This window comes from Martinezella sp. CNPSo 3890 (assembly GCF_057784455.1).
Map to the genome: position 1 here is coordinate 121,055 of NZ_JBXSOR010000011.1, position 26,308 is coordinate 147,362.

24 protein-coding genes and 2 pseudogenes are annotated in these 26,308 nt (G+C 59.6%); 6 read left to right on the forward strand and 20 right to left on the reverse strand.

Going from position 1 to position 26,308, the window contains the following annotated elements:
- Window positions 1–37: 37 nt before the first annotated feature.
- The gene (locus AC13RC_RS23190) at window positions 38–781 is read left to right on the forward strand and encodes a FadR/GntR family transcriptional regulator (protein ID WP_145634945.1); all 744 of its coding nucleotides are present in this window, start codon (window positions 38–40) and stop codon (window positions 779–781) included.
- Between the two features lie 157 nt (window positions 782–938).
- Here the strand turns inward: AC13RC_RS23190 and AC13RC_RS23195 are convergent, their stop codons facing one another.
- Complete coding sequence (locus tag AC13RC_RS23195; RefSeq protein WP_488558554.1) at window positions 939–2,324, reverse strand: MFS transporter; 1,386 nt, start codon at window positions 2,322–2,324, stop codon at window positions 939–941.
- A gap of 146 nt (window positions 2,325–2,470) precedes the next feature.
- Here AC13RC_RS23195 and AC13RC_RS23200 point away from each other — a divergent pair, with 146 nt between their 5' ends.
- Window positions 2,471–3,379 (forward strand): LysR family transcriptional regulator, encoded by a 909-nt coding sequence (locus tag AC13RC_RS23200; protein ID WP_488558555.1) that lies wholly within the window; start codon window positions 2,471–2,473, stop codon window positions 3,377–3,379.
- A 244-nt stretch (window positions 3,380–3,623) separates the two neighbouring features.
- Here the strand turns inward: AC13RC_RS23200 and AC13RC_RS23205 are convergent.
- The 4 genes and pseudogenes from AC13RC_RS23205 to AC13RC_RS23220 all read right to left on the reverse strand — a co-directional run.
- Window positions 3,624–3,725 (reverse strand): annotated as a pseudogene (locus AC13RC_RS23205) (SDR family oxidoreductase); the annotation flags it as partial.
- A gap of 68 nt (window positions 3,726–3,793) precedes the next feature.
- Window positions 3,794–4,210, reverse strand: a complete 417-nt coding sequence (locus AC13RC_RS23210; RefSeq protein ID WP_488558556.1) for a gamma-glutamylcyclotransferase family protein — start codon at window positions 4,208–4,210, stop codon at window positions 3,794–3,796.
- A gap of 55 nt (window positions 4,211–4,265) precedes the next feature.
- Entirely contained in the window at window positions 4,266–4,727 is a 462-nt protein-coding gene (locus tag AC13RC_RS23215) for a GFA family protein (RefSeq protein ID WP_488558557.1), read from the reverse strand.
- Window positions 4,728–5,200: 473 nt separating this feature from the next.
- A pseudogene (locus tag AC13RC_RS23220) lies at window positions 5,201–6,457 on the reverse strand (DUF892 family protein).
- A gap of 280 nt (window positions 6,458–6,737) precedes the next feature.
- Between AC13RC_RS23220 and AC13RC_RS23225 the strand changes: the two are divergent.
- Window positions 6,738–7,250, forward strand: coding sequence for a ferritin-like domain-containing protein (locus AC13RC_RS23225; RefSeq protein ID WP_488558558.1), 513 nt, complete (start codon window positions 6,738–6,740; stop codon window positions 7,248–7,250).
- 414 nt (window positions 7,251–7,664) lie between these two features.
- Complete coding sequence (locus AC13RC_RS23230; RefSeq protein ID WP_488558559.1) at window positions 7,665–7,826, forward strand: helix-turn-helix domain-containing protein; 162 nt, start codon at window positions 7,665–7,667, stop codon at window positions 7,824–7,826.
- 536 nt (window positions 7,827–8,362) lie between these two features.
- On the opposite strand, the gene AC13RC_RS23235 is transcribed toward AC13RC_RS23230, so the two are convergent.
- The 14 genes from AC13RC_RS23235 to AC13RC_RS23300 all read right to left on the reverse strand — a co-directional run bounded on the left by AC13RC_RS23235 (window position 8,363) and on the right by AC13RC_RS23300 (window position 21,476).
- Complete coding sequence (locus AC13RC_RS23235) at window positions 8,363–9,397, reverse strand: aldo/keto reductase (RefSeq protein ID WP_488558560.1); 1,035 nt, start codon at window positions 9,395–9,397, stop codon at window positions 8,363–8,365.
- Between the two features lie 230 nt (window positions 9,398–9,627).
- Entirely contained in the window at window positions 9,628–10,707 is a 1,080-nt protein-coding gene (locus tag AC13RC_RS23240; protein WP_488558561.1) for an ABC transporter ATP-binding protein, read from the reverse strand.
- Window positions 10,704–11,504 carry an ABC transporter permease gene (locus tag AC13RC_RS23245; protein ID WP_113396224.1) on the reverse strand — a complete coding sequence of 267 codons (801 nt, stop codon included), beginning with the start codon at window positions 11,502–11,504 and terminating at the stop codon, window positions 10,704–10,706. Before AC13RC_RS23245 ends, AC13RC_RS23240 begins: the two co-directional genes overlap by 4 nt.
- A 1-nt stretch (window position 11,505) precedes the next feature.
- Window positions 11,506–12,378 carry an ABC transporter permease gene (locus AC13RC_RS23250; RefSeq protein ID WP_113396225.1) on the reverse strand — a complete coding sequence of 291 codons (873 nt, stop codon included), beginning with the start codon at window positions 12,376–12,378 and terminating at the stop codon, window positions 11,506–11,508.
- A 114-nt stretch (window positions 12,379–12,492) separates the two neighbouring features.
- The gene (locus tag AC13RC_RS23255) at window positions 12,493–13,503 is read right to left on the reverse strand and encodes an ABC transporter substrate-binding protein (RefSeq protein ID WP_113333384.1); all 1,011 of its coding nucleotides are present in this window, start codon (window positions 13,501–13,503) and stop codon (window positions 12,493–12,495) included.
- Between the two features lie 53 nt (window positions 13,504–13,556).
- Window positions 13,557–13,871: an NIPSNAP family protein gene (locus tag AC13RC_RS23260; RefSeq protein ID WP_113396227.1), complete on the reverse strand. Its 315-nt coding sequence runs from the start codon at window positions 13,869–13,871 to the stop codon at window positions 13,557–13,559.
- 5 nt (window positions 13,872–13,876) lie between these two features.
- Entirely contained in the window at window positions 13,877–15,340 is a 1,464-nt protein-coding gene (locus AC13RC_RS23265) for an aldehyde dehydrogenase (protein WP_488558562.1), read from the reverse strand.
- Window positions 15,341–15,345: 5 nt separating this feature from the next.
- Entirely contained in the window at window positions 15,346–16,386 is a 1,041-nt protein-coding gene (locus AC13RC_RS23270; protein WP_488558563.1) for an LLM class flavin-dependent oxidoreductase, read from the reverse strand.
- Window positions 16,383–17,318 (reverse strand): flavin reductase family protein, encoded by a 936-nt coding sequence (locus AC13RC_RS23275; RefSeq protein ID WP_488558564.1) that lies wholly within the window; start codon window positions 17,316–17,318, stop codon window positions 16,383–16,385. The genes AC13RC_RS23270 and AC13RC_RS23275 overlap by 4 nt, the downstream gene beginning before the upstream one ends.
- A complete protein-coding gene (locus AC13RC_RS23280) occupies window positions 17,315–18,151 on the reverse strand; it encodes an alpha/beta fold hydrolase (protein ID WP_488558565.1) in 837 nt (278 codons plus the stop codon). Before AC13RC_RS23280 ends, AC13RC_RS23275 begins: the two co-directional genes overlap by 4 nt.
- A 25-nt stretch (window positions 18,152–18,176) precedes the next feature.
- Window positions 18,177–18,776 carry an amino acid synthesis family protein gene (locus AC13RC_RS23285; protein WP_488558566.1) on the reverse strand — a complete coding sequence of 200 codons (600 nt, stop codon included), beginning with the start codon at window positions 18,774–18,776 and terminating at the stop codon, window positions 18,177–18,179.
- 350 nt (window positions 18,777–19,126) lie between these two features.
- Entirely contained in the window at window positions 19,127–20,038 is a 912-nt protein-coding gene (locus AC13RC_RS23290; RefSeq protein ID WP_488558567.1) for an agmatinase, read from the reverse strand.
- A gap of 21 nt (window positions 20,039–20,059) precedes the next feature.
- Window positions 20,060–20,755, reverse strand: coding sequence for a GntR family transcriptional regulator (locus AC13RC_RS23295; RefSeq protein WP_488558568.1), 696 nt, complete (start codon window positions 20,753–20,755; stop codon window positions 20,060–20,062).
- Between the two features lie 85 nt (window positions 20,756–20,840).
- On the reverse strand, window positions 20,841–21,476 hold the full coding sequence (locus AC13RC_RS23300) for a transcriptional regulator (RefSeq protein WP_488558569.1): 636 nt from the start codon (window positions 21,474–21,476) through the stop codon (window positions 20,841–20,843).
- Between the two features lie 176 nt (window positions 21,477–21,652).
- Between AC13RC_RS23300 and AC13RC_RS23305 the strand changes: the two genes are divergently transcribed.
- Complete coding sequence (locus tag AC13RC_RS23305; protein WP_488558570.1) at window positions 21,653–22,438, forward strand: metallophosphoesterase family protein; 786 nt, start codon at window positions 21,653–21,655, stop codon at window positions 22,436–22,438.
- 126 nt (window positions 22,439–22,564) lie between these two features.
- Window positions 22,565–23,149, forward strand: a complete 585-nt coding sequence (locus AC13RC_RS23310) for a tyrosine phosphatase family protein (RefSeq protein WP_488558571.1) — start codon at window positions 22,565–22,567, stop codon at window positions 23,147–23,149.
- 72 nt (window positions 23,150–23,221) lie between these two features.
- Here the strand turns inward: AC13RC_RS23310 and AC13RC_RS23315 are convergent, their stop codons facing one another.
- Window positions 23,222–26,302 carry an efflux RND transporter permease subunit gene (locus tag AC13RC_RS23315; RefSeq protein ID WP_113354655.1) on the reverse strand — a complete coding sequence of 1,027 codons (3,081 nt, stop codon included), beginning with the start codon at window positions 26,300–26,302 and terminating at the stop codon, window positions 23,222–23,224.
- Between the last annotated feature and the right edge of the window lie 6 nt (window positions 26,303–26,308).

Genomic DNA, 26,308 nt, shown 5'->3' on the forward strand with positions numbered 1-26,308 from the left:
CGGATGGCAGAGTCGGGGAAAACGCTCGGAGGTGCGCATGGTACTAGATCACAGGGTAACACGCGGCCCTTCGCTTGTGGATTCGGTAGCCGGCCGTATCCGTGCCGACATTACGTCCGGAACTTACGCAAAGGGCGACAAGCTTCCGACGGAGCGTGTTCTTTCGGAGAAATACGGCGTGAGCCGGCCCATTGTGCGTGAGGCGATCGGCACGCTCAAGCGCGATGGTCTGGTCGCAACGCGTCAAGGGCTCGGAGCCTTTGTCATCGAGACGAAGGAGGTTGCGTTCCGGTTGGCAGGCGTCGATCTGACGGATTCGCTGGATGTCCAGAATGTTATCGAGTTGCTGATGGCGGTTGAATCCGCTGCAACGGCGCTGGCAGCAGAGCGGCGTACCGAAAAGCAGCTTCGAGAGATCGAGCGTCGGCTGAACGCCATCCAGATGGCATTCGACAACGGTGCAGCCGGCATTGAGGAGGATCTGGCGTTTCACCGGGAGATCGTCGATGCATGCGGCAATCCGTACTTTCGGGAGATGTCGGACTTCCTCGAAACCCATGTCCGAAATTTCATCCGCAAAGCCCGTGCCAGCACCCTGCGCAACGCCTTGCTCGAGCAGGTGCAAGGCGAACACATCGCCATCTACAATGCAATTGCCAATGCCGATGCGCAGGGCGCGCGGCTTGCCGCAGAGAACCACCTGCGCGGCGCCGCCACCCGGCTGACCTTGCTCCTCAAAGGGGTAGATACGGAACATCCATCAAGAGAAAGCACCCGCTAAAGGCAAGGAATCGGCCGACATTGCAGCTGCCCGAAGCGGCGGCTGCAATGGTATGGTGACTATCACCGCCTTTGCTAGCAGCCGGCTCTCTGGCAGTATTGCTGAGACTCACGCAGTAAAGGCTTTTCATCCCGGAAATCCTCCGAGATGTCGCTGCTCATGATCGTATGAACACAAATACGGCCGCAGCCGAAGCGACAAAGGTTGCGACGGCCAGCCCGATCGAAATATGCATGCCCTCGACGAAGGCGGTCGAGCCGACCGCCCCGATAATTGAGCCGAAGAGCGCAACACCGATAGCACCGCCGATCTGACGAGCGGAATTGAGGACGCCCGCTCCGATACCGGCGCGTCCGGTCTCGGATTCCGAGATCGCCGTCGTCATGACCGATGGAACGATCAGAGCAATGCCCGCTCCGGCGATGAGAAAGACAGGGATAATTGTCCAAAACGGTGTAGCCGCGTGGATCGACAGCATCGCGGCGTATCCCCCGCTTGCGATGAGAAGGCCTGCAAGCATGATCAGACGGGAGCCTCTAGCTCCGATCAATCGACCGGCCACGATGTTGACCACCATAATGATGGCCGTCATCGGCACGAAGGCAAGTCCCGTCTCGAAGGCAGACCTGCCTTGCACGATTTGAAAGAACAGGCTGAAGACGAAGACCAATCCGTAGAAGGCGAAGTTGACAACAGCGCCGACCCATATCGCTGCGGAGAAGGCCCGGCTTCGAAATAAGGTCAGCGGCATCATGGGATGTTTCGTCACCCTTTCGATGCACAGAAAGACGATAAAGAGAAGGATACCCGCAAGCAGAGCTCCGCCGACCCACGGATTGCTCCATCCAAGATCTCCGGCCTGAGTAAGCGCGCCCGTGAAGCACGCGAGCGCGATGGCGGCGACCAGCTGTCCGGCGATGTCGATGTCGCGCCGTTCGTACCTAGGCGAGGATGGAGCGAAGCGAGAGGCCAGCCAGGTTCCTATGAGGCCTATCGGCAGGTTTATGAGAAAGACGCTGCGCCATCCGAAATGCCCGATGAGCGCGCCGCCGAGAACGGGACCTCCCGCCAGAGCAAGACTCCCCGCGCCGGCCCACAAGCCTATCGCCTGAGCGCGCCTCGTCGGATCCGAATAAGCTTGCCGCAGCATTGCCATGGCGGATGGAATGAGCAGCGCGGCCCCTACTCCTTGAACCGAGCGCGAGGCCAGAAGGATCGGAAAAGAAGGAGCAAGGCCGCAGGCAAGTGATGCCAGCGTGAAAGCGCCGAGACCAAGCAGGAACGTTGTTCGAGCGCCTCGGCGATCGCATAGAGCTCCCGCGCTCAGCAGAAATACTGCATAGGCAAGGGTATAGATGTTGAGAATCCATTGGAGGCCGCTCATTTTGGTTTCGAACGAGCGCTGAAGCGCCTCGAGCGCGACATTCACCACGGACACATCGATCGACACCAGCACGACGCCCATCATGGCGGCGGTGAGGATCAGGTTTGATCGATAAGCGGCTGGATGATTGCCGACTGCGGAAACTTCGGGCGAGGTCATTGCGCTAGGGCTTCTTGATGCGAGACGTGGAACCGGAGCGTCCCTGCCTGGATCAAGCGGAGACGTCGCATCAGGTGATGTAGGACTGATCTATTGCTATATCTATGCCATATAAACCGAATGAATAGTTTGACTTCGGAGGCATAATGCGAGGTCGCGAATACGCGGATCTGTGTGCATTCGCGGCGGTGGTGGAGCATGGCAGCTTCGCCCGGGCCGCCGGTCATCTACGGATTTCACCATCAACACTGAGTCAGACAATCCGCCAACTTGAGGAGAGACTAGGCGTACGGTTGCTGAATCGCACGACGCGAAGCCTTTCTCTGACAGAAGCCGGCGCTCATGTCCTGGCCCGCTTCAAGCCGGCGATGGAGGAAATTCAGGCTCTGGCTGACACTGTACGAAGCTTCCGCGACACGCCCGCTGGTAGCGTCAAGCTGCACGTGCCGAGACTTGCCGTAAAACCGTTCCTTGAGCCGGTCTTAGGTGCTTTTCACGAGACTTATCCTGACATCCTTCTCGATGTGACCATAGAGGATGCGGTGATCGACATCGTGAAGGCAGGCTTCGATGTCGGCATCCGTCTCGGCGAATTTCTGCAGAACGACATGGTCGCATTGAAGCTCGGCGGTCGCCTGCGCCAGATCGCCGTTGCCTCACCTGCCTATATCGACCGGCATGGGCGCCCCAGGACACCCACCGATCTCCTTGCTCATCAATGCATCAATTGGAGGCAGCCAGGCACCCACACCTTCTATAATTGGGAGTTCGAAAAGGACGGGCAAGCCCTGGTGGTGGCCGTCGACGGGCCGCTCGCGGTTTCCCATCGAGATTTGGCCATATCGGCAGCGGTGCAAGGCGTAGGCATCGCCTTTTGGGAGGAGGAATATGTCCGCCCACTGGTCGAAAGTGGGAGTCTCATTCAAATCCTGGACGATTGGTCTCCCTATTTTCCGGGCTGGTACCTCTACTATCCCAAACAGCGCTACACGCCTCCTGCTGTACGGGCTTTTGCTACGTTTCTGAGAGACTTTCATTCGATTGAGCGTCACTGACCGATAGCCGCGCCTGTATCGCTGGACAGCGCTACAGGCCGAAGCGACCTCTTAAAACTGATGTCGAGGGTGCTGCTCAACCGGGGCCTGGCGGCATGTGAAGCTGCAGCTGTTCGGGGGTCTTCCTCGCTTTGTAGAGAAAGCCTCATGAGACGAGTCTCTCCGCGCGACAATCAATCCGGATCGCCTACTCTTCGCGCCACCGTCGCCAGTTCCACCAATTGCTTATCTTTCTGCACGCCTTGCGGCCTTCCTTTTCGATGAGCGCGATGACCTCCTTTGCATCGGGCTCTTCGTCAGGAAGATAATTGATAGCGACGTCCGCGCCTTCGCGAGCGTAGCGAATGCCGCAGCTCTGCAAATCATCGCAGCTTCCCTTTGGCGCGCCCATATTTCGAAATAACCATCTCTCGCTCAGCTTCTTCGTTCTGGTGGAACGAAGCGACGGTCGTCATAAATGGAGAGATAGCCAGTGTGCATCGGCACCGCCAATCTGCGAGCCTTGAAATAGGCAAAAGCGTCGGCAAGATTGCCGCTAGCAGTTTCAAGTTCGATCCATTTGCGAAAGTGGCCAGGCTGGCCGACGGACTCGTGCCGATCGAGTTTGCCTAGCATTTCCCCGCTCAGTTCGTAGAGTTCGCCGCTGACGATCGATCCGGTTCCAGGTTCATCAAACATCATGGGCGCAAACCACTGACCCGCGATCACCATTGGATAAGCCTTTTTCGTCTGAGCGCGGCAACAATAATGCGCGCCTGCCAAGCCTCGCTGATGTAGCAAAAACCCCTTTTTCAAAGCTCCGAAGGCGAACACATGGACGGTCTCAACCATGATGCTTTAAAACCTCTCAATGAAGATGCTTTCGCTTCAGTTCGCAATAGATTGGCTAAAAGCGCTCGCGCGTTTCCTCTTCGGGCAGGCCGTCGCCACCACACATTGCCCACCTCAGTCTACTTTCGACCCCATAGTGTCCCGCCGGCGCGATACGATCCGGATCATTGAGAGTGCCTGCTGTTATGCGTAGGACGTCTTCATCGAAATAATGCAGGAAAAGCGGTGATCCACAGACGGGGCAAAAGCCGCGTTCAGCAATAGGTGACGAGCGATACACCGCCGGTGGCGTGGTCCATTCGATATCGGCAAGGTCCACCTGCACCAGCACTGCAAACGGGCCGCCGGTTGCCCGGCGACACATCGTACAATGACAGTATCCGGCATAGCGAGGCGCCTGCCGGAAAGCGTATCGGCGGCTGCCGCAGAGGCATCCGCCACTCCAGGCTGCTTCAGCAGGAACCATAGCATTTTTCTCACCTGGTTTTGTAAAAGATTCAAAATCCGCGGCCCTCATGGCCGACAGACAGAGATTACCCCCTCTCAGGCTTGCAAAAGCGTTACTCACGAGTAGGACGCGGAGACTTCGTTCGCTTCCCTCTGCCTTCGGAAACCCGGTGGCGCATCATACTCCGTCTCCACGTGCCGCTCTTCGGCTCGCCGCCAATGATCGAGATCACCTTCTTCCGGCCGCCCTTCTTCCTCCCAGACACGATGACCTCGCTGGCGACGCTTCGCTTCATTATCATCTATTGATCGTTGTCCTAGATATTTGATGCAGATTTCCAGGGCTTGGACGGCGCTGTGAGTATCTTCGCGCTCGATTTGGATCGGATCAAAGCCACCAGTCGAAAAGGTATGACAACGACATTTCCTTTGTCAGTTCATCGAAACACGGCTTGCGACGCTTGGCTGTCATCAGCAAACCAAGTTCTCTCGATGAGAGGCCGAAGCGAAAGAACAGTTCCTCTGCAGTTCCACATTCTCTCCTCAAATGATACTGCGCGGCATCCTTGCGGCGGACATCAGCGGCTGGGCGACTTGATCCAACAGTTGACCGGCATTCTGCTCCTCGCCAAGAGACAGCGTGAGCAACTGCGGGTTGACCAAGTTGCAGGGCGAGATTCCGTGCAGTCATATAGGCCGCGGTTTCGTAGTGCTCGACGCGCAACGCGGCACCGATCAACGCCAGATCCGCAGGGGCCTCTTCTTTCATTTTACCGTCTGCCATCACCTCCTCACCTTCTTCGACCAGACCGGCCATTCCCCTTGCAGGGTTTGGCGCGCGCAGTCGAACCGAGAAGACGGAGACATTCGATCAAGCGATCGACCTGTGTCTCTGTTTCAGCGAGATGATGCTCGAAAAGCGTTTGCAGCTGCGAGCTGCGAGCGGCTTTCTGCATCTTCGGCAAGGCTTTCAAAAGTTGCTTTTCCGCGTGCAGCAGGCCACGCAACTCATCGACGAGCACGTCCTGAATCGCTTCCGGTCCTTCGGAAAGAGCGCTGCGCGCTTTGATGGCTGGACCGTCGCTCTCGGTATTCCTGATGTTCTGGAAGGCTGGGGCCTCGACAAACTCCCAATCTCCGCCCTCGTTCGAAGGGCCTCGCGTATCCACTTCCCCGAGATCGCCTTCTCCCGTCGAGTCATTGAAAAACTGATCGACAAGATCGGCAGTCGGCGCGATTTTCCCGACGCTGAGCGGCGGCTTTCCCATGCTCTCAAGGGCTAGAGAGAACGCACGCATGTGGGTGATTTCTCTTGTGATCAGGGAATTGCAGCGCATCCATGGTTCCCGGGTCGCGGCAAAAATCGATCAGGCGCTCGTAGACAATCTTTGCCCGCGCCTCCGCTGCAATATTGCTGCGCAGATCAACATCCAATTCTCCGGTGATCTTGAGATAATCGGCAGTCCACGGGTTTCCCATCGAATTGAAGAGATTTACCCGCCGCCGGCAATTGCGATCAGCGGGTCCGTCTCTGGCTCTTCTCTGACCGACTTCAGAGGTTTCAAATGCATTCGGCCAGAGTACCAACAATCTCAAGGTGACTGAGCTCCTCGGTTCCAATATCCATGAGGAGGTCTTTCCGACTAGGATCCTCACAGTTCAGACCTTGAATGGAATATTGCATTGCCGCGGCGAGTTCGCCGTTGCGCCGCCGAATTGCTCGAGCAACATGTTGCCGAATTTCGGGTCAGGCTCGTCGACCCGGACTGTATACATAAGCTTCTTGACATGGTGGTACATGCGACACCCTCCTCGGTGATCGCAACTAACCGACCGCCTGGAGGAATGTTCCGGGCGTTTTCGAATTAACGGTCTGGCCCGCCGCAGATCCTGACGGGGATGCTGGCGCGGCCATCCGCCACGCAAGCACACGCTGTGCCTCAAGCATCTTTCGCAGCGTTGAGGTCTGAACGCTGTCACGCGCGTGTGGCGTACCTTGGGCTGTCCTCTGCCGATCAGACTCCTGCAGGAACAATGTCGGCATGTCGGAGTTCGAAGCTGCGAACCAATGGAGGACATCATGGCAGACAACGAAATCCGCGACGTCTTTATTGTCGGACTCAGAAATGCCCACGCGATGGAAAATCAGGCTTTGAGCATTATGAAGCCGCAGTTGTCACGCATCGAAAACTATCCCGAAGTCGCAGCGAAACTCGAACAGCATATTCGGGAGACTGATAGCCAGATTGCACGTCTCGAAGAGGTACTCGATGGGCTGGACGAAGACCATTCTACATTCAAGGACATGGCGCTGTCATTCACCGGCGCGATGACAGCCATGGGTCACACGATGGCCGGCGACGAGATCCTGAAGAATTCCTTTGCCAATTTCGCGTTCGAAAACTTCGAGATCTCCGCCTACAAGTCCTTGTTGACCGTCGCGAATGCTGGCGGCTTTACTACTGCCATGGCCGCCATTCAGTCCAATCTCGCTGAAGAAGAGGCTATGGCAAAATGGCTTGACGACAATCTGGCCGCAGTCACTCGAAAGTTCCTGACGCTGCGGGAAGAAGGAGCAACCGCCAAGGTCTGACGGACATGAGCGATCGTCCGTGGAGGGGTCTCGGAAACGCTGGAATGGACTTGCAGCTGAAGTGGAGCTAATACGATAACCCGTGGCCCAATGGAATCTCGGTAGCATAAAAGCGAATGGTCGCGCCAGCTGGCGGCGCCGCCTCAGTTCCGGAACCCGCGCCGTTCGGAGAATCGAACACTGGGAAACGCACCGCGACTGGTTACCACCCCCGGTGACAGCAAACCTGCTACCTGCGGTTCGTTCAGCACCATCTTTTATAGTTCTATAATACGTGGTTTTATCGACTGTCAAATGTTGTGTTTCCGCCATGGATGCACGGCAGCGAGTGGCACTGAATCTGAGGCGGATACGGGTTATGCGAGGGATCTCGCAGGACAACCTCGCGCTTGAGGCCAATGTCGAGCGTCCTATGTGGGCTATCTCGAGCGCGGCAATAGGAACCCGACTGTCACGACGCTCGAGAAGATTGCGGAAGCGCTGGCTTGCGATATTTCCGAGTTCTTCGTTCCTGTGGCCGATGATGTCATCACAATGAAGCCGCTGAAGAGCGGACGGAAGCCGTCGCGTGGCTGACGTTTACTCCTGTGCGGCCATAAGTATGGCCAACACGGGTTTGGTTTGGTCGCTTCAGGTCAATGTCAGCTATCCGTTTTAGGGCTGGATCGTGCGAGACTGGCGCCCCCAATCGAAGTTTCGCATGAGGTTCACAAAACCTCTCAGCTCTGTCTCACGCTAGCGAGGCAGAGCTTTCGCCACCTCCGTGCGTGTCAGTAGACGATCACACAGTGCAAACGAAGCTTTTCGCGCCGAAGGCAGCCTTGTGGACCAGAGACAGGCGACTGCGAGCGGCGGCCGAAAATGCGGGCGTGCCATTACATATTCCGGCCGATGAATCTCACTAGATGCCCGAGATTTATGTTCAAAGGTTTTTGCGAAACTTTACTGCTCTTGAGGGGACACGAACACATGACCCTTCCAACCTAGATCACCAGCCGCTGAAATCCACGACATTGTCCTACGCAGTTATGACTGCCTGCGGCGCAATGAAACTCCAATTGAGAGCGCATCGCCGACGGGTTATCGCGGCCGCGACACGACGGCAAAGAGACCTAACCGTCATGCCCCGTCATCCTTTCGTGGAGCGACGATTGGAGACCCGCCAGCGCCCGATCGACTGCCGCCATCACATCCGCCGGCAGCGGTCCCTTGGCCAAGGCTCCGGCGTTTTCCTCGACTTGAGCAACCGTGCGGAAGCCCGGAATTGGCAGCGTGCGCGGCGAACGCGCCCACAACCCGGCAAGCGCACCCTGTGTGAGGGTGCGGCCCCCCTCGGTCAGCAGATCGCGGACCGCCTCCAGGCGCGCGGCAAATTCGGGAGCAATCCTGCCGTCTTTGAAGTAGACCATCCAGTCGAGGCCCGCACCACGCACATCCTTTTCTCCGACTGCCTTGTCAGACGTGAACTTGCCGCTGAGCAGCCCCATGGCGAGCGGACCGCGATTGATGGAGATCAGACCATTACGCTCGATAACATCGATCATCGCCGGGACCGGCTCGAAGACGTTCATCGTATGCTGAACCGAAACGAACCCTGAGCGATGCACGTGACGTGCGGCGCGGTCAGGATGATCCGTACTCCAACCGAAAGCATCGATCTTGCCTTCGGCCTTGAGCGCTTCGAGTGTCTCAAATACCTCGTCAGAAGCTTCGAGCGGAAAATCGTTAAGATGGAACTGCAGCAGATCCAGACGATCACGGCGCAAGCGGCGCAATGACGTCTCAGCGGACCGCCGGATAAAGGCAGGATCGGAAAAGGCGCCCGTGGCTTGCTTGGTCTTCTCGTCCGTCGCGAAGCCGAATTTGGTGGCGATGGTGATATCGTCCCGATTGCCGATCGCCCTGCCGACCACCTCTTCGGAATGACCAGCCCCGTAATTCGAGGCGGTGTCGAAGAAGCGAACGCCGAGATCGACCGCCCGGTCGATGGCACGGACCGATTCGTCATCATCGACGTCACCCCAGCCGAGCGGCACATCGCCAGCATAAAACGGTCCGCCGATCGCCCAACATCCCATGCCCAGGCGCGGGATTTCCCGGCCATTCCAGAGCGTCATTGTGGTCGTGCTATCGGGTTTGGTCAGCATGTCGTCCTCCACGATCATCTATCGTTGCAGGCAGACATAGGGAGAGATGCCAGAGCGATAAACAGCCAAATCTGCAGGGTATTTTTCATTGATGAAAAACGGCTGGCCGCTGCGCAATACAAATGGAGGGAGCTCCGCATGGTATAGAACGCACTCTGGCGCAAATAGGGCTGCCGTCCTCGCTGCCATTGTCTTCATCGTGCTTCGACCACGCCGGCCTCCGGTCAGCGCTAACAGAAGACATGCGCGGCGTCGGGATCGAACTCCAGATGCACGTTATCGCCGCGGCTTAGACCAGAGATGGCTTCGTGGCCGAAGGGCAGGCGCACGGACAGGATTTCCCCGGCGGCAATCCGCGTGGTCACATGCACGTTGTTGCCGAGGAAAGTGATATCGTTGACGGTCGCGCTGAGGCCCTTGCTCACGCCCGCCTCGCGCCCGAGCCGGATGCGTTCCGGCCGCAACATCAATGCCGCTTTGCTCCCCGACGCCGGCCGGCCGTGAACCGGGATGCTGTCGAAGATGATCTTGTCGCCGAGTGAGATCGTCGCCTGGCCATTGTCCGATGAAAGCAGATGACAGGAGATGAAGTCGCTGTCGCCGATGAATTCGGCGACAAAACGGGTACGTGGATTGGCATAGAGTTCCGGGCCGGTTCCTATCTGATCGATGATGCCTTTGGAGAAGACGGCGATACGATCGGACAACCGCAGGGCCTCTTCTTGGTCGTGGGTCACATAGAGGATCGTTACCTCGGTTTGCTCGTGGATCCTTTTGATCTCGTGCTGGATCTCTTCGCGCAATTTCTTGTCGAGAGCCGACAACGGCTCGTCCATCAAAAGCACCGGCGGATCATAAGCGAGTGCCCTTGCAAGAGCGACGCGCTGCTGCTGGCCGCCGGACATTTGCGCGGGCTTGCGATCCTCGAAGCCTTCCAGCCGGACAAGGCGGAGCATCTCCCTGACCCGGCTGTCGACCTCCGCCTTGGACTTGCGGCGCACCTTCAACGGAAAGGCGATATTCTCTCCGACGGTCAAATGCGGAAATAGCGTATAGCGCTGGAACACCATGCCGATATTGCGCTTGTGCGATGGCGTCGACAGCAGCGTCTCGCCGTTCAGCAGGATATCACCCTTGGTGGGGTTCTCGAAACCGGCGAGGATATAGAGCGTCGTGCTCTTGCCCGAGCCGGAGGGGCCGAGAAAGGTCAGGAACTCGCCGCGCTTGACCTCGAGATTGACGTCGTGGACCGCGACGACGGGACCATATTCCTTGCGGATGCCTTTGATCTTCAGGAAGGATTCGCTCATTTTTTTAGAACCTTGCGCACGATCGCGGCCAGCGTCATCAGCATGACCGTCAAAAGGATGAGAAGTGTGGAGGCTGCTGCGACGACCGGCGTCAGGTCCTGCCGGAGCGTCGCCCAGACTTTGACGGGCAGCGTCTGCAGCGTCGGGCTCGCCATGAAGATCGCAACGACCACCTCATCCCAGGACGTCAGGAACGAGAAGACGGCAGCCGAGAACAATCCATGGCTGATGGCGGGCAGCGTGACCCTGATCTTCGCCTCGAGCGGAGATGCGCCGCAAAGCACGGCGGCATCCTCGATCGACTTGTCAAAGCCTTCGAGCGCGCCAGCGATCGACAGGATGGAAAAGGGTAGCGCCAGGACCAGATGGGACAACACGAAGCCGACCAAGGTGCCGCCCAGCCCAATTCGCAGGAAGAAGGCGTAGAGAGCGACGGCGAAGACGACGACGGGGAGGATCATCGGCGTCAGGAACAGTGCCTTCAGCGCATCGCGAAACATGAACTTCCCGCGCACCAGGCCGAAGGAGGTCACAAGACCGAGCAGCACCGAAAGCACCGTGACGATCGAAGCGATCTTGAAGCTCGTCCAGGCGGAAGCCAGCCATTGCGGATCGGAAAGCAGTTCCGCGTACCAGCGCCAGGTCCAGCCCGGCGGCGGAAAGATCAGCCATTGCGATGAGCCGAACGACAAGGCGGCGATGAACAGGATCGGCAGAAGAAGAAAGGCCGCGGTCAGGACGGTGATGGCAAGCAGCACATATTTCCACCAGCCGAGACGATCGAAATTCAGCAACATCTCAGCGTCCCCCCGTGCTTTGAACACCGAAGAGCCGCAGCTGGACGGCATAGAGCGTCAGGGTGACGACCAACAGGACGAAGGCGGCCGCGCCGCCCATGCCCCAATTGACGAGCGATTGCACGAACTGGGCGATGAGTTCGGCGAGCATCATGTTCGCGGTGCCGCCAAGCAGCGACGGCGTGACGTAGTAGCCGAGCGACATGACGAACACCATCAGGGCTCCTGCCATCATGCCGGGAGCGGCAAGCGGTATCAGAATGCGAGTGAGGCACTGCAGACGGCTGGCACCGCACAGTGCCGCCGCCTGCAGCACGGCCGGATCGATCTTCTTGATGACGCCGTAGAGCGGCAAGATGATGAAGGGCAGCATGATATAAGTCATGCCGATCGTCACACCGGTCAGGTTATTGACGAGGGCAAGCGGCTTGTCGATCAGGCCCATGCCGATTAGCATCTTGTTGATCAATCCCGTACGCTGCAAAAGCACCATCCAGGCATAGGTGCGCGCGAGCAGGTTCGTCCACATCGACAGCAGCAGGATCGCAAAGACGACCGAGGACCAGCGCGACGGCATGATCGCCAGCGTCCATGCCACGGGAAAGCCGATCAACAGCGATAGGACGGTGACGACGCCCGACACGATGAACGTGTTGGCGAAGATCTTTAGATAGGTTTCTGAGCCCAGCAATTCGGCGTAATTGCCGAAGCCGAAAGCCGGCTCCATCACGCTGCGCAGAAGCAAGGCGATGACCGGAAAGATGAAAAAGATCGCGACGAAGGCGAGGGCCGGCGCGACCTGCGCGAATCCGGTCGACCCTGCCGTCTTGCGCGCCGGTGCGGCCGCGTCCGCGACGTCTACGTATGTCGACATGGCAATCCTTTCCCACCATGGGCGCTGTTGAGCAGCGATCGCTAGGCACAGGCCTGGACCTCGCATTGCCCCACCGCGGAGATTTGTCCGCGGTGGTCTGGTCATCTCCGCCGCTTACTGCGCCTGCCAGGCGTACCACTTCTTGCCGATCGCATCCCTGTTCGCGGCCCAGTAATTCATGTCGGCATTGACCTGACTGGCGGTCTGCTGGTCCGGCAAGGTCTTGGCTATTTCAGGGTCCATCAGTTTCGCCGAGCCGAGGTTTGTCGGCGCATATCCGGTGGCCTTCGCCAAATCGGCCTGCGACTGTGCCGAGGTCGCGAGCGCGATGAATTTCATCGCCGTTTCAAGGTTCGGCGCACCCTTGGGGATGACAAGGGCATCCGCTGCCGTGATGTTCTGGCTCCAGGAGGTCTCCGTCTTGACGCCGCTGTTGGCAAGCGCGGTCATACGGCCATTCCAGAGACTACCGAAAGGCGCTTCGGCCGAGGCCAGCAGCTGCTGCGATTGCGCGCCGCTCGACCACCAGACAATATCGGATTTGATCGTATCGAGCTTCTTGAAGGCGCGATCGAGATCGAGCGGATAGAGCTTGTCGGCGGGAACGCCATCGGCCAAGAGCGCCGCTTCGATGACGCCGGGCGCGGACCATTTGTAGAAGGTGCGCTTACCGGGGAATTTCTTCGTGTCGAAGAGATCAGCCCAGGTCTTCGGGCAGGCGCTGACCGCATCGGCGTTGCAGCCGATAACAAAGGAATAATAGAAGCTACCGACGGAATAGTCGCTGACGAAGCGCGGATCGAGCTTGGACTTGTCGATGACGGAAAAGTCGAGCTTTTCGAGCAGACCCGCCTTGCCGGCCTGCGCGGCATAATCACCCTCGACGTCGACGACGTCCCAGCTCACCTGGCCGGCTTCGACCATTGCTTTCAACTTGCCGTAATCCGTTGGGCCGTCCTGCATGACGCCGATACCGGTCTTTGCCGTGAACTGGTTGGCCCAGGCGACCTTCTGCGCATCCTGCGTCGTTCCTCCCCAGCTCGTGAAGACCATGGTGTCGGCCTTGGCGGGCATGGATGCGGCCATCATAGCGGCAAAGGCCGCGAGTGCAATTCTTGCTTTCATGTTCCCTTGTCCTTGTTTTCGGTTTTTAGAGGCATGCCTTACGCACCCGCCGTTCATCCCAATGGGGAGAAACCGGCGGGCTTCATGATCTTGTTTTCCGCTTGTTCGATCAGGTCGCGGATCTTCGGCAGGAAGGCCTGCCATTTGGGGTCGGCGGCCAGCCGCCCGCGCCGCGCCTCGCGATCGTCGAGGCTTGCATAGGCCCAGATGTGCACGATCTCGTTGATGACACCGATTTCCGAGTAGAAGTACCCGACGAGATCGCCGAGATGGGCCTTCTGGATGGCGATCCCTTCCTCTTCCACCACCTTCAGATATTGCGGGGTCGTGCCGTTCTTCAGCCGGTAGGTGCGGATCTCGTAAAACATCGGTCTCACCTCATGACGAAGGGATCGGGAATCGGATCGTCCGATGTGCGCAGCCAGATCGTCTTGGTGCGCGTATAATCGAGCGCCGCCGCAAGCCCGCCTTCCCTGCCATGGCCGGAAAGGCCGAAGCCGCCGAAGGGCGCGATAGGCGATACCGCGCGATAGGTATTGACCCAGACGACGCCGGTGCGGATGCCCTTCATCAGGCGATGGGCGCGTGTGAGATTCTGGGTGAAGACACCGGATGCCAGGCCGTAGCGGGTATCGTTTGCAAGCCTCAAGGCTTCTGCCTCGCTCTCGAACGAGACAACCGACAGAACCGGCCCGAAGAATTCCTCAGCCAATGACGGCGAGTTGACGCCATCGCAATCGAGGATCGTCGGCGGGAAGTAATAACCCACGCCGTCTGGCTTTTGGCCACCGGTGATCAGCCGAGCGCCGCTCGCAATGGATTTCTCGAGGAGAGCGGCCACATGATCCTGCTGGCGTTTCGTAGCTAGCGGGCCGACCTCCGTCGCCATGTCGAGCGGTGAACCGATACGGATCGCCTCGGCCTTGCGCTTGAGGATCGACAGAAAGGCATCCTTGACGCTGGCCTCGACGATCAGCCGCGAGCCGGCAACGCAGCTTTGACCAGTCGCCGCGAAAATGCCGGCGACTTGCGCGTTCGCGGCGCTCTCGAGATCGGCATCGGCAAAGACGATGAAGGGTGATTTGCCGCCCAGTTCCAGCGAGGTCGAAGCAAGGTTCTCGGCCGAATTGCGGATGACATGGCGTGCCGTCTCCGGTCCGCCGGTAAAGGCGATATGCGCGACCTTGGGGTGCCGCCCGAGTACCGCGCCGCAAGAAGGGCCGAAACCGGTGATGATGTTGACGACGCCGGCCGGAAAGCCGGCTTCATGAACCAGGCGCGCGAATTCCAGCAGCGGCGCCGGACCATCTTCGGACGCCTTGACGACCATGGTGCAGCCGGCGGCGAGCGCCGGTCCAATCTTCACCGCCGAGAGAAAAAGCTGACTATTCCAGGGCACGACCATGGCGACGACGCCGACTGGCTCGCGGCGCAGCCAGACATCCATGTCCGGCTTGTCGATCGGCAGGTAGGAGCCCTCGATCTTGTCGGCGATGCCGGCATAGTAGCGATAATAGTCGGCGACATAGGCGATCTGCGCCGAGGTCTCGCGGATGATCTTGCCGGTGTCGAGCGTCTCCAGTTCGGCAAGTTTCCGCGCATTGGCCGCGACGAGATCCGCGAGCCTGTAGAGAAGCTTGCCACGCTGCGTCGCCGTCATCTTTGCCCAGGGGCCCTCGTAAAGCGCCTTCTCGGCGGCATCGACGGCGCGGTCGACATCAGCCTCCCGCGCTTCCGGCATTTCTGCCCAGACGGCGCCAGTCGCGGGATCGATGCTCTGGAAGCGGGCTTCCCCATCCAGAAATTCGCCGTCGATGTAATACTGGAAGCGCTGCATGGCGTTCACTCCTGAAATGCCGGCATGACCTCGGCGATGAAGCGTTCGAGCGATGCCTTCTTGCGCTCGAACGACATGCCGGTGTCGATCCAGAAGGAATATTCGTCGTAGCCCATCGCCTGATAGGCCTTCAGTCGGGCAATCACGGTTTGGGCATCGCCGACGACGTTATTGCTGCGCATGACCGCATCCGACAGCATGGGATTGGCGCGAATGTTCTCTTCCGGGATGCGCTCGATCAGGCCCTGATGGATCGGCTTCTCGTTCTTGAACCAGGCGAAGAAGTAGTTGTAATAGACGCTGAGCTCATGGGCGGCCTGCGCGATGTCATCCTCGGACGAGCCGACATAGGTATGACGCAGGAGCATGATCTTCGGTCGCTCGATGTCCGGGTTCTTGGCGCAGGCGTCATTGAACCGCCCCATCAGCGCCTCGACTTCATCGTCACCCTGCCAGAGCGGCGTCACCTGGACATTACAGCCATTGGCGACGGCGAATTCATGCGAATTCGGGTCGCGCGCGGCAACCCAGATCGGCGGATTGGGCTGCTGCAGCGGCTTTGGCGCCGAGGTGGTCGGCGGGAATTTGAAGAACTCGCCCTCATGGGCGTAATCCCCCTGCCAGATGCCTTTGACGGCCGGGATCAGCTCGCGCATGCGCTGACCAGCGCCCCAGGCGTCGAGACCCGGCAACAATCGCTCATATTCAAAGGAGTAGGCGCCGCGGGCAATGCCGATATCGAGCCTGCCGTCGCAGATGATGTCGGCCATGGCGGCTTCACCGGCAAGCTTGATCGGATGCCAGAAGGGCGCGATCACCGTTCCCGTGCCAAGCCGTGCCCGCGATGTCCGCCGCGCCAGATCGGCGATGGTCACGAAAGGGTTCGGTGCGATGGTAAAATCCATCCCATGATGCTCACCCGTCCAGATCGCGTGCATGCCGCCCCTGTCGGCGATCTCGCATAGCGCGACGAACTCCTCATAGAGGCTCTTATGCGTCTGGTTCGCGTCGAGGCGCTCCATGTGAACGAAGAGAGAGAATTTCATGCCCGCACCGCCTTTCCGGAAACCGGTCGCACCATGCCGGAGGTCTCGTCGCCAAAATAGACCCCGAAATTGCCGATCTGGCTTTCCAGCGCGAAGCGGGAGACGATATCGGCCGTGGAGCTGGTCTTGAAATGCGCGGTCTTGAGCGCATCCGGCTTGAGGAACCGGCCCGTGCGCGGCTCACCTTGTGAAGCAAAGGCCCGATAGACGATGTGATGCTTGCCATCGCTCCTGCCTTCATAGACGGAATAGAGAAAGCCGACGGTCACGGTTAGGCCGGTCAGCGTCTGTAAATACTGACCGAGAATATCGGCGGGGCTGCCCTCCCTGCCCTCGCAATTGGGAAGAGCCAGAACATCGTCCCCGAGCAGCAGGATCTCACCGTCGCGCTCGAGAACGGCACCCAGCTCGATATTGCCCTCCGCCGCAGCGGAGACCGCCTTGCTCGCCAGGATCGGGGTGAAATAGCCGCCACGGGCATAGCCAAGCCCATTGCGGCCGCTATTGTCGAACGAGACGATACGTCCCATCAGGACAACGTGATCGCCTGCTTCGATCACTTCGCTCATGGCACATTCGAACCAGGCGGCGACATCGGCGAGGATCGGACAGCCATACGCCCCGGAAGTCCACTCAACGGCGGCGAACCGGTCTTCAACGGGTCGGGCAAAGGTGTTGGAGACCGCCTTCTGCGTCTCCGAGAGCACATTGATGGCAAAGTGCTTCGCGCTCGTCATGGCCGCGAAATTACGCGAGGTCTTGGCGAGGCAAACAAGAAGAAGCGGCGGCTCAAGCGATACCGACGTGAAGGAATTCGCCGTAAAGCCGATCGGCAGACCAGCCTGATCGCGCGCGGTGACGACCGTCACGCCCGTCGGAAACGCGCCGAAGGCGTCGCGCAGCGCCCTTGGATCGAAATCTTGTGCCGTCATCTTGCGTCCTCCCCGCATGAAAGCCACTCGGCAAGCAGCTCATTGACGATAACTGGCGCGGTCAGGTTCACCATATGGCGGTGCCCTTCGACGATCCGTGCCCAGCCTTTGGGTGCCGCCGCGGCCATCTCCTCCGCCATCCGTGGCGTCGAGTTCGGATCGTCGGATCCCGTCAGGAACAAGGCCGGTGCCCCGACATCGGGCCAGCGATCGGCATAGGTCTCATCGCCACCGGCGAAAGCCGCATAGGCCGTGGCATAGGCTTTCGGATCGACAAGGCTCAACCAGTTCCGCGTGAGTTCCCGCGCGACTCCACTTTGAGCATCATCGCCGAACCAACGCTGCAGCGGGCCCTCCTTGTCGACACCTGAAATCGGTATCGCGGCTGCGCGTGCCAGCACGGCCGCCTTGGCCTCGGGATCGCGCCGATAGACGCCATTGAGATAGGCGACCCTCTTGATCCGCTCACCGAAGGTGGCGGCGGCCCCTCCGGCAACGAGCGCGCCCATCGAATGGCCGGCGACATTGACCTCACTGAACGCCATCTCATCGAGAAAGCCGCCGAACCAGGCGACAAAGACTTCCAGCTTGCTGCCCGGAGGCAAACCAACGCTTTCCCCATGACCCGGCATATCGACGGCGATGACGCGATGGCTTCTGGAAAAAGCCTCGATCTGTGGCATCCAGGCTTCAAGCCGCATGCCTACGCCATGGATCAGCACCAGCGGCTCACCTTTGCCGACTTCATGATAGGCTGTGCCGCGCGCCGTGTGCTTGCGAGGCAAGCCTCCCACATTCAGAAGATCGGCCTTGTTCTGATCCATCGTTTCCATCGCCGGCATCCAGACGCCCGATCTCTTAAACGCCGGCCGGATTGGAGACGTCCTGTCCCAGATCCTTAAGATCCTGATAGCGATCGCCGATGCGATGATGCGGCCGACCACCGATCGAGGCACCAAGCGCGATGACGATTTCGTCGGCGGCCGGTGCATCCGGTATCGACGTCTGGATTGTCAGATAATGCGAGCGGCGACCTTCATCATTCTTGTCCATGAGCGGAATCATGATCGGCGCATTGGCCGGTCCGCGCGTGTTGCAGAAGGCGAGATAGGATTTGGCGCCGACGGCATGGCGATAATGATTGCCGAAGCGAAGAGTGTGGATCAGCGCGGATGCATGCTCGATCTCGCCATCGAGACCGACGACGGCGGATTTGCCGTAAGCCTCGACGGCCTCGCCCGATCCGACCGCATCGATGATCATCTTGGTGAGCAGTTCGCCGAGAACGGGTGCCGCGGCATGAATCTCGGGCTTCAGATCCGCGACGAAGCCACGACCAGCCCAAGGGTTTTTGACGATCGCGCATGCCGAGAAGAGCTTCAACGGCGTGGCCGCCCTGCCCCCTTCAACAAGCGTCGTTTCGATCTGCAGGACGGTTTTTCGGATCTGAAGGCTCATGGCTCGCTCTCATCTAGGATTAGATATGATGGTATGCCATAATACTGAACTGTCAAGCAGCTTTGAACGACCGGAATAAAAAACCCGTCGCTGTCAGAAATAATCAGCTATATCAGTAGCTTATGAAGGGGTAGAGGCAAATGCCCGCGAAAGCGATGCTTGTCGTCGCGGATCTTAAGCCGCCGATATTCCGCTTCCGTATTCGTTATTATGGTATACCGTCACACCGAAGGGGTAGCAGTGTCAACCCGCTCCGCCAGGCAAACGACAATTTGATGAGGCGTGACGGCTCCCTACATCATCCGCCTTGGCGCAAGCCGGCTCGTCGCATGGCGAGATTTTCGCGGGCGTTAGCCCTGGCGGATGACGGCGCCGATCACATTGACGACAATGCGCGCGGCGGTCAGGGCCGAAAGGCCGTCGATATCGGCGGGAGGATAGAGCTCCACCAGATCAAAACCCGCGATGTCAGCTCGCCGGCCGAGGCCGGCGATCAGGTCGATGATCTGCGTATAGGTGAGGCCGCCGGGCGTGCGAGCCGCCACGCCCGGCATGATGCCGGGATCGATGCTGTCGCAATCCAGGGAGACAACGACCCGAGCACCCTTCGGAATGTGCCGGAGAGCGGCCTCGACCCCTTGGGCATGGATCTGGCGGGCCGTGACAAAGCGGCTGCCATAACGTTGCGCTGTCTCGATATCCGAAGGGCGGGCACTGCCGACGCCACGCAGGCCGACCTGCACCATTCCGGCGACATGCGGCATCTCGCTTGCCCGCCGCATCGGGCTTGAATAGCCGTAGCGCTCGCCATGCAGCGTGTCGCGCCAGTCGATATGGGCATCGATCTGCAAGATCCAGACCGGCCCCTCATCCGCAAAGCCGGCGATGAACGGGATCGTGACGGAACAATCGCCGCCAAGCAGGATCGGAATGGCCGGCAATGCAAGCACGCCGCGCGTCCTTGCCTCGATCCGATCGCGGTTGCCGGCATTGTCGTGCATGACAGTCTCAACGTTTCCGACGTCGACGCAGCAAGCGGGCTTACCAGCAAACAACGGGCCACCGAGATCGAAATCCCAGTGATCGACTAAGCCGGCATCATCCTGGCTGGCGTCCCGGATGGCTCTCGCCGACAAGGCATGACCGCTGCTGTCCCTGCCAGGATAGGTACTGCCATGACCCGCCCCGAAGATCACCACACGCGGCGGACGACCGTCATCGAGACGGTCCGGGAAGCCGAGAAAGGAAGAGGAAGCCGTCATCTTCATGGCCTTCGTGGGAAATCAATCGATCGGCCGCCGCCCGGAAAGCACGGCCTGGGCGATGGCGCTTGCGCTGGCGACATGATCCATCGCCGCCTGATAGGCGCCGTCGCCGTCGCCGCGCCTGATAGCATCGACGATACGCGCCATCTGCGCGGGTCCTTGAACATCGCGATCTTGCGTCTTGATCGTCATGGAGCGCAGGTGATTGATGCGCACGGTCAGAAGGTTGACGACGCCCCAGGCCACATGGCGGTCGACCATGCTGAACAGCGTCTGATAAAAGGACGATGTGTGGGCAAGCACGCCGGCCATGTCCCTCTCGCGGTAGCTATGCCTTATGTCCTCGAGCGACTTGTCCAGAGCATCCGCGATCGCGGGGTTGTTCTGCTCGGCGCAAAGCCGTGCCGCCATCCCTTCGAGCGCGGCGCGGATCTCGTAGATCTGCTTGGCTTCGTCATGGTTGAGCTGCGCGACGATCGGCCCCTTGTTCGGAAGGTTGGCGACGAGGCCTTCGGATTCGAGATGGCGCAGCACCTCTCGCACGATCGTGCGGCTGACACCGAGTTGAGCGCAAAGATCGCGTTCGACCAGGCGGTCGCCCGGGCGGAAATAGCCGTTGATGATCGCCTCTCGCACTTTGTCGAGGGCGAGCTCCCGCAACGTCTTCGTCGGACGCTCCACGCGAATCGCGGCGCCATGCGCATCGTCATTCATTTCCACACCCTCGATCTTCGGATACCATAATATGGCGTACCAAAATCATCCATTGTCGAAATGAAGTCAATGCGGAGAGCGCCCGTCAGAGCAAGGCTTGCTCGTCAATGCCGAAATGCTCCTTCAACACCTTCCAACCTTTCGGCGTGACGTCAACAGCCCGGGACGAAGGTGCCCGCCGTATGCAACCCTTCGCCAAGAGGAACTTGGTCAAATGAACGCCAAGCGGTCCAGCAAGATGATGTTCTCTCTCCGTCCAATCGAGGCATTGCCGGGCAAGCCCATGGCGCGTGGGTCTGATGCTGGCCGTGTTCATGCCCATGCGGTCGAACCACTTCGCACCATCAGGCGTGAGTTCGAACCGCTTCTTTTCGGCCGCGACAAGGAACCCCTGCTCCACCAATCCATGGGTTAGGGCGATCCCAACGCGGCCGGCCAGATGATCATAGCAGCAACGCGCGAACCGAAGCTTCCGCGCATCCCGGGTCAACGGCTTTCTTCGCACGGATTGCGCCGGACCGATGGAGGCGAGGGTCTCGAGCGCCAGCGCGACATGGGAACCGGCGAGACGGTAATATCGATGCCGCCCCTCGGCTTCCACGGCCAGCAGCCCGCCGGCCAATAATTTGCCGAGATGCGAACTGGCTGTCTGCGCCGTCACGCCGGCCGCGTGGGCGAGCTCGCCGGCTGGCCGCGCCCGGCCATCGAGGAGCGCCGACAATTGGCCGCCCGCGCGGGATCGGCAATCAGAAAGGCAACGGCTGCTATATTCGGCTGGGTCGTCATGTCTAGGCCCCTTCACACCAGCCTGCATCATAACACCGAAATAGTTCGCATGCTTCGACACGTGTCGAAGCATTGGGACAGATCGCCGTCCTAGAGTGACCGCTCAAGCAATTGCCGCGGAACCGACCCACGACAAAGACCATCCTCGCCTTTTTCACCGACACCCATCTCGGCCAGAAGCTGGTCACCAAGACCGAAATCGCCGGCGACAGAATGGGCTATGAGAATACGCCGCGAGAGCACGAGCATCATCTGCGCCTGGTCCTCGGCGACATTGCCCGCCGAGGCATTTCCAAGATCGTCTTCGGCGGCGATATCGGCACCGCGTGCTCGGTTGGTGGCTTTTTCGAGCATCTGCGCGCCCATGCCTTCGATGTGTCGCTCATCCTCGGCAATCACGATACCTACGGCGATGTCGCGCCGTACCACGACATGGGCGGCGCTACCGTGGCTGGGAAACTTTGCTACTCGCAGCAAGATCCGCATGTGAAACGGATTTTCCTCGATACGTCCGACAACGTCGTGGGCGTCGACCAGCGCCGGTGGCTCGCCCGCGAACTCGAAGGTGTGAGGCAGGCCGCGATCTTCCTGCATCATCCGATCCTGCCGCTCGACACGCCGATAGATCGAACCGGGGCAGCCCTGCGCGATCGGGACGAGGTCAGATCGCTTCTGATCAGCATGGATTGCCGCATATCCCTGTTCTGCGGTCACTACCACATGATCGACGAAGCCCGGGAGGCAAACATCACGCAATATGTCTCGCCAGCGGTCTCCTATCAGATCGTCAAGCAATCCGAACGTCTCACGGCCGATACGGGGACATTCGGCTATCGTATCCTGGAGATGGACGAAGAAGGGATCAAAACGCGGGTCGTCTTGTTTTCAAGGACCTAGCCTGCGCGGACGGCTTGCCGCGTCACTTCGCGGCAACAGGGGGAAAAAGCATTTTCACTTCAGAGCGATGGCGCTATATCGTATCGAAGCGCCGGGGAATCGCCAGCCGGTTTGAAGGATATCACAATGAGCGTGCTTTTCTCTCCAGAACTCACGGTTTGTGGCATTGAGGAGTTGCCCGATCAACGCGCGCGAAACGTCACCCATGTGCTTTCCCTCCTCGATCCGGAATATCCCGAGCTCGATGTCTTCCACTCCTATGCCAAGCATCATCGCACGACGCTTCGTTTTCACGATATCATCGCGACGGCTCCAGGGCGGGTCATGCCCCGGCCGGAACATGTCGAAGCCATCCTGAAATTCGGCTCCGAGTTTCAGGCGCGACAATATCCCGGGGCTTCGAGCCATCTGCTGGTGCATTGCCACATGGGCGTATCGCGCTCGACCGCCGCCATGCTGTCCTTGATGGCGCAAGCAAACCCTGATGAGCCCGGTGAGAGCCTGTTTACTCGTCTGGTCGCCATCCGTCCGCAGGCCTGGCCGAACTCCCAGATGATCGGATTTGCCGACGAACAGCTCGGCCGAAAGGGCGATCTGACGGCCGCGCTTGCCCGCCATTACGGTCGCCAGATCAAGAGCCGGCCCGATTTCGTCGACTGGATGACGCATCTCGGACGTCAGGCAGAACTCAATATGGCGATCCCTGCGTAAGGATCGCCTCCCTCGCCTGAAGACCGACAGCCGGCACGATAGCCTCGCTACGCATTTTGACTAGCCCCCCACTCAATGCGCGGGAGCCGGTTCTGCTTCTGTTTCCGGTGCATCCTTCTTGTGATGATCGGCGGCGAGCAGCATATAGACCGCCGGGACGACGAAGAGCGTGAATAGCGTTCCGATGGCAAGACCGGCGGCGATCACCAGGCCCATGTTGAAGCGCGCGACAGCTCCTGCTCCGGTCGCCAGGATCAGCGGCACGACGCCGAGAACCATGGCGCCCGTCGTCATCAGGATCGGCCGCAAGCGGATACCGCAGGCACCTTCGATCGCCTCGCGCTTGGTCTTTCCCTCGGCCTGCAGCGTGTTTGCCACCTCGACGATCAGAATACCGTGCTTGCTGATCAGACCCATCAGCGTCACCAATCCGACCTGCGTATAGATGTTCATCGACGCGCCGCCGATACCGAGGCTGATGAAGGCAAGCGCGCCCGCGATCGACATCGGCACCGACACGAGGATGATGAACGGGTCACGGAAGCTGTTGAACTGCGCCGAAAGCGCCAGGAACACGATGATCAGGGCGAGCGCGAATGTGGTCGCCATGCCGCTCGATTCCTGCACATATTGGCGCGACTGCCCGCCATAGTCGACCGAGTAGCCCTGCGGCAACGTCCGTGCCGCGATCGACTTCAATGTATTCAGCGCATCGCCGACGGCAACACCAGGCGCCGGCACGCCGGAGATCGTGGCCGAATTCAATTGCTGGAAATGGGCGACCGAGCGCGGCGTGGCCTGGAGTTTCGCCGTCGCGATCGCCGAAAGCGGGATCTTGTTACCGTTCACGTTCGCGATCGGATAGTTCATGATCTGATCGATGGTCTGGCGCGACCGTTGCTCGACCTGCGGGATGACCTGATACGAGCGGTTGTCGATACTGAAGTAGTTGACATAGCCGCCACCCAGCATGGAGGCGAGCGCCGAACCGACATTGTTCATGGACAGGCCGAGGGCCGAGGCCTTGCTGCGATCGATCTGGATCGAATATTGCGGATTATCGACGTAAAGATCCTTCGTCAGGAAGATGAACTCGCCGGATTTCTGCGCTTCCTGCAGGAAGGCGGTGGATACCTCGTTGAGTTGCTCGAAGCCGCTGGTGCTGCCGATGGCGAACTGCACCGGCAGACCGCTGGCGCCGGGCAGCGGCGGTATCTGGAAGACCACGGACTGTCCGCCGGCGATCTTCGCCAGATCGGCCTGCACCAGTGGCTGCAGCTGGTCCGCCGTTCTCGTGCGCTGGTCCCAGGGCTTCAGCACCATACCCTCGAAGGATGTGCCCGGCACCTCGACCTGCAAGGTCTTGTCGGTTTCGGGGAAGCTGCGGAAGATCTTGGTGACCTGGTTGGAATTCAGCAGCTTTTGCTGAAGCGTCGCGTTGGGAGGGTTCGTCACCTGCGCGGCCAGGAAGCCCTGGTCTTCGTTGGGAGCCAGCTCGGTCTTGGCGCTGGTATAGAGGAAATAGATGCTGCCAAGCACGATCACAGCAAAGACCAATGCCACCGGCACCGTGTTCAGGCTGCCGTGCAGCATGCGCACATAGGGCCGGTGGATTTCCGAAAAGCGACGGTCGATGAAGTCGGAGATACGCTCTTCCCAGCCGCTGCGATCGGTCAGGTGCGGCTTCAGGATGCGCGAGCACATCATCGGCGTCAGCGTCAGCGCAATGATCATGGACACGGTAACGGCGCCGACAAGCGTGAAGGCGAACTCCGTGAACAGCGCGCCCGTCAGGCCGCCCTGGAAACCGATCGGAACGTAGACGGCGATCAGCACCACCGTCATGGCCAGGATCGGCCCCACCAGTTCATGCGCCGCGTCCAGCGCCGCCCTCATGGGCGTCGATCCCTCTTCGATGTGACGGTTGACATTCTCCACCACGATGATGGCATCGTCGACGACGAGGCCGATCGCCAGAACCAGGGCAAGCAGCGTCAGAAGATTGATCGAGAAGCCGAAGATCAGCATCATCGCAAAAGTGCCGACCAGCGACAGAGGTATGGCGACGACGGGAATGGCAACCGATCGCGGCGAACCGAGAAAGGCGAAGACCACGAAAATGACGATCACGAGAGCCTCGACCAGGCTCTTTACGACTTCATCGATGGAGGTGGTAACGAAAGTGCTGGAATCGTAGACGATGTAGCCTTCGAGCCCCTGCGGCAATTGCTGCTGTATACCTGGAAACACCGCACGCACGCCGGCGATCACGTCGAGCAGGTTGGCTGTCGGGGCGATCTGGATGCCCATGAACACGCCGTCCTGCCCATCGAAGCCGATCTGGACGTCGGGATTCTGGGACCCGAGGGCAACGGTCGCGACATCCTTCAGCCGCACGATCGTGCTGCCGATCTGCTTGACCACCATTTCCTTGAATTCATCAGCGGAATGCAGGTCGGTCTGCGCCGTCAGCACCGTCTGTGTCATCTGGCCGCGGGTGGTGCCGATGCCGGAGATATAGTTGTTGGCGCCAAGCGCGGTCCAGACATCGCCGGCCGACAGGCCATAGGCGGCAAGCTTGTCCGGCTGCAGCCAGGCTCTCAAGGCGAATGTTCGCGCGCCGAGGATTTCGGCCGTCTGAACGCCGTTGACCGCCTGCAATTTCGGCTGGACGACGCGCGTCAGATAGTCGGTGATCTGGTTGCTGGCCAGAACGTCGCTTCGGAAGCCGATATACATGGCGTCGATCGACTGGCCAATGGAGACCGTCATGATCGGCTGCTGCGTGCCCGTGGGCAATTGATTGAGAACGGAGGATACCTTGGCGTTGATTTCGGTCATCGCCGCATCGGCGCTGTAGTTAAGCCGAAGGTTGACGGTGATCGTCGACGTGCCGCTCGTGCTCGTCGAGGTCATGTAATCGATGCCGTTGGCTTGGGCGATGGCGTTTTCGAGCGGTGTCGTGATGAAGCCGGCAATGACGTCGGGCGCCGCACCGGGATAGGTGGTCGTCACCGTGACGACGGCATTCTGGGTCTGCGGATATTGCCGCACGGTTAGCGAACGGAACGACTGGTAGCCGATCACGATAATCAACGCGCTGACCACCAGAGCAAGAACGGGGCGCTTGATGAAGATATCGGTGATATTCATCGCCAC

Bases quoted from the DNA above. Each gene is read 5' to 3' on its own strand.
- AC13RC_RS23190 (WP_145634945.1), top strand. From the start codon at position 38: ATGGTACTAGATCACAGGGTAACACGCGGCCCTTCGCTTGTGGATTCG.
- AC13RC_RS23195 (WP_488558554.1), bottom strand. From the start codon at position 2,324: ATGACCTCGCCCGAAGTTTCCGCAGTCGGCAATCATCCAGCCGCTTAT.
- AC13RC_RS23200 (WP_488558555.1), top strand. From the start codon at position 2,471: ATGCGAGGTCGCGAATACGCGGATCTGTGTGCATTCGCGGCGGTGGTG.
- AC13RC_RS23210 (WP_488558556.1), bottom strand. From the start codon at position 4,210: ATGGTTGAGACCGTCCATGTGTTCGCCTTCGGAGCTTTGAAAAAGGGG.
- AC13RC_RS23215 (WP_488558557.1), bottom strand. From the start codon at position 4,727: ATGAGGGCCGCGGATTTTGAATCTTTTACAAAACCAGGTGAGAAAAAT.
- AC13RC_RS23225 (WP_488558558.1), top strand. From the start codon at position 6,738: ATGGCAGACAACGAAATCCGCGACGTCTTTATTGTCGGACTCAGAAAT.
- AC13RC_RS23235 (WP_488558560.1), bottom strand. From the start codon at position 9,397: ATGCTGACCAAACCCGATAGCACGACCACAATGACGCTCTGGAATGGC.
- AC13RC_RS23240 (WP_488558561.1), bottom strand. From the start codon at position 10,707: ATGAGCGAATCCTTCCTGAAGATCAAAGGCATCCGCAAGGAATATGGT.
- AC13RC_RS23245 (WP_113396224.1), bottom strand. From the start codon at position 11,504: ATGTTGCTGAATTTCGATCGTCTCGGCTGGTGGAAATATGTGCTGCTT.
- AC13RC_RS23250 (WP_113396225.1), bottom strand. From the start codon at position 12,378: ATGTCGACATACGTAGACGTCGCGGACGCGGCCGCACCGGCGCGCAAG.
- AC13RC_RS23255 (WP_113333384.1), bottom strand. From the start codon at position 13,503: ATGAAAGCAAGAATTGCACTCGCGGCCTTTGCCGCTATGATGGCCGCA.
- AC13RC_RS23260 (WP_113396227.1), bottom strand. From the start codon at position 13,871: ATGTTTTACGAGATCCGCACCTACCGGCTGAAGAACGGCACGACCCCG.
- AC13RC_RS23265 (WP_488558562.1), bottom strand. From the start codon at position 15,340: ATGCAGCGCTTCCAGTATTACATCGACGGCGAATTTCTGGATGGGGAA.
- AC13RC_RS23270 (WP_488558563.1), bottom strand. From the start codon at position 16,386: ATGAAATTCTCTCTCTTCGTTCACATGGAGCGCCTCGACGCGAACCAG.
- AC13RC_RS23275 (WP_488558564.1), bottom strand. From the start codon at position 17,318: ATGACGGCACAAGATTTCGATCCAAGGGCGCTGCGCGACGCCTTCGGC.
- AC13RC_RS23280 (WP_488558565.1), bottom strand. From the start codon at position 18,151: ATGGAAACGATGGATCAGAACAAGGCCGATCTTCTGAATGTGGGAGGC.
- AC13RC_RS23285 (WP_488558566.1), bottom strand. From the start codon at position 18,776: ATGAGCCTTCAGATCCGAAAAACCGTCCTGCAGATCGAAACGACGCTT.
- AC13RC_RS23290 (WP_488558567.1), bottom strand. From the start codon at position 20,038: ATGACGGCTTCCTCTTCCTTTCTCGGCTTCCCGGACCGTCTCGATGAC.
- AC13RC_RS23295 (WP_488558568.1), bottom strand. From the start codon at position 20,755: ATGAATGACGATGCGCATGGCGCCGCGATTCGCGTGGAGCGTCCGACG.
- AC13RC_RS23310 (WP_488558571.1), top strand. From the start codon at position 22,565: ATGAGCGTGCTTTTCTCTCCAGAACTCACGGTTTGTGGCATTGAGGAG.
- AC13RC_RS23315 (WP_113354655.1), bottom strand. From the start codon at position 26,302: ATGAATATCACCGATATCTTCATCAAGCGCCCCGTTCTTGCTCTGGTG.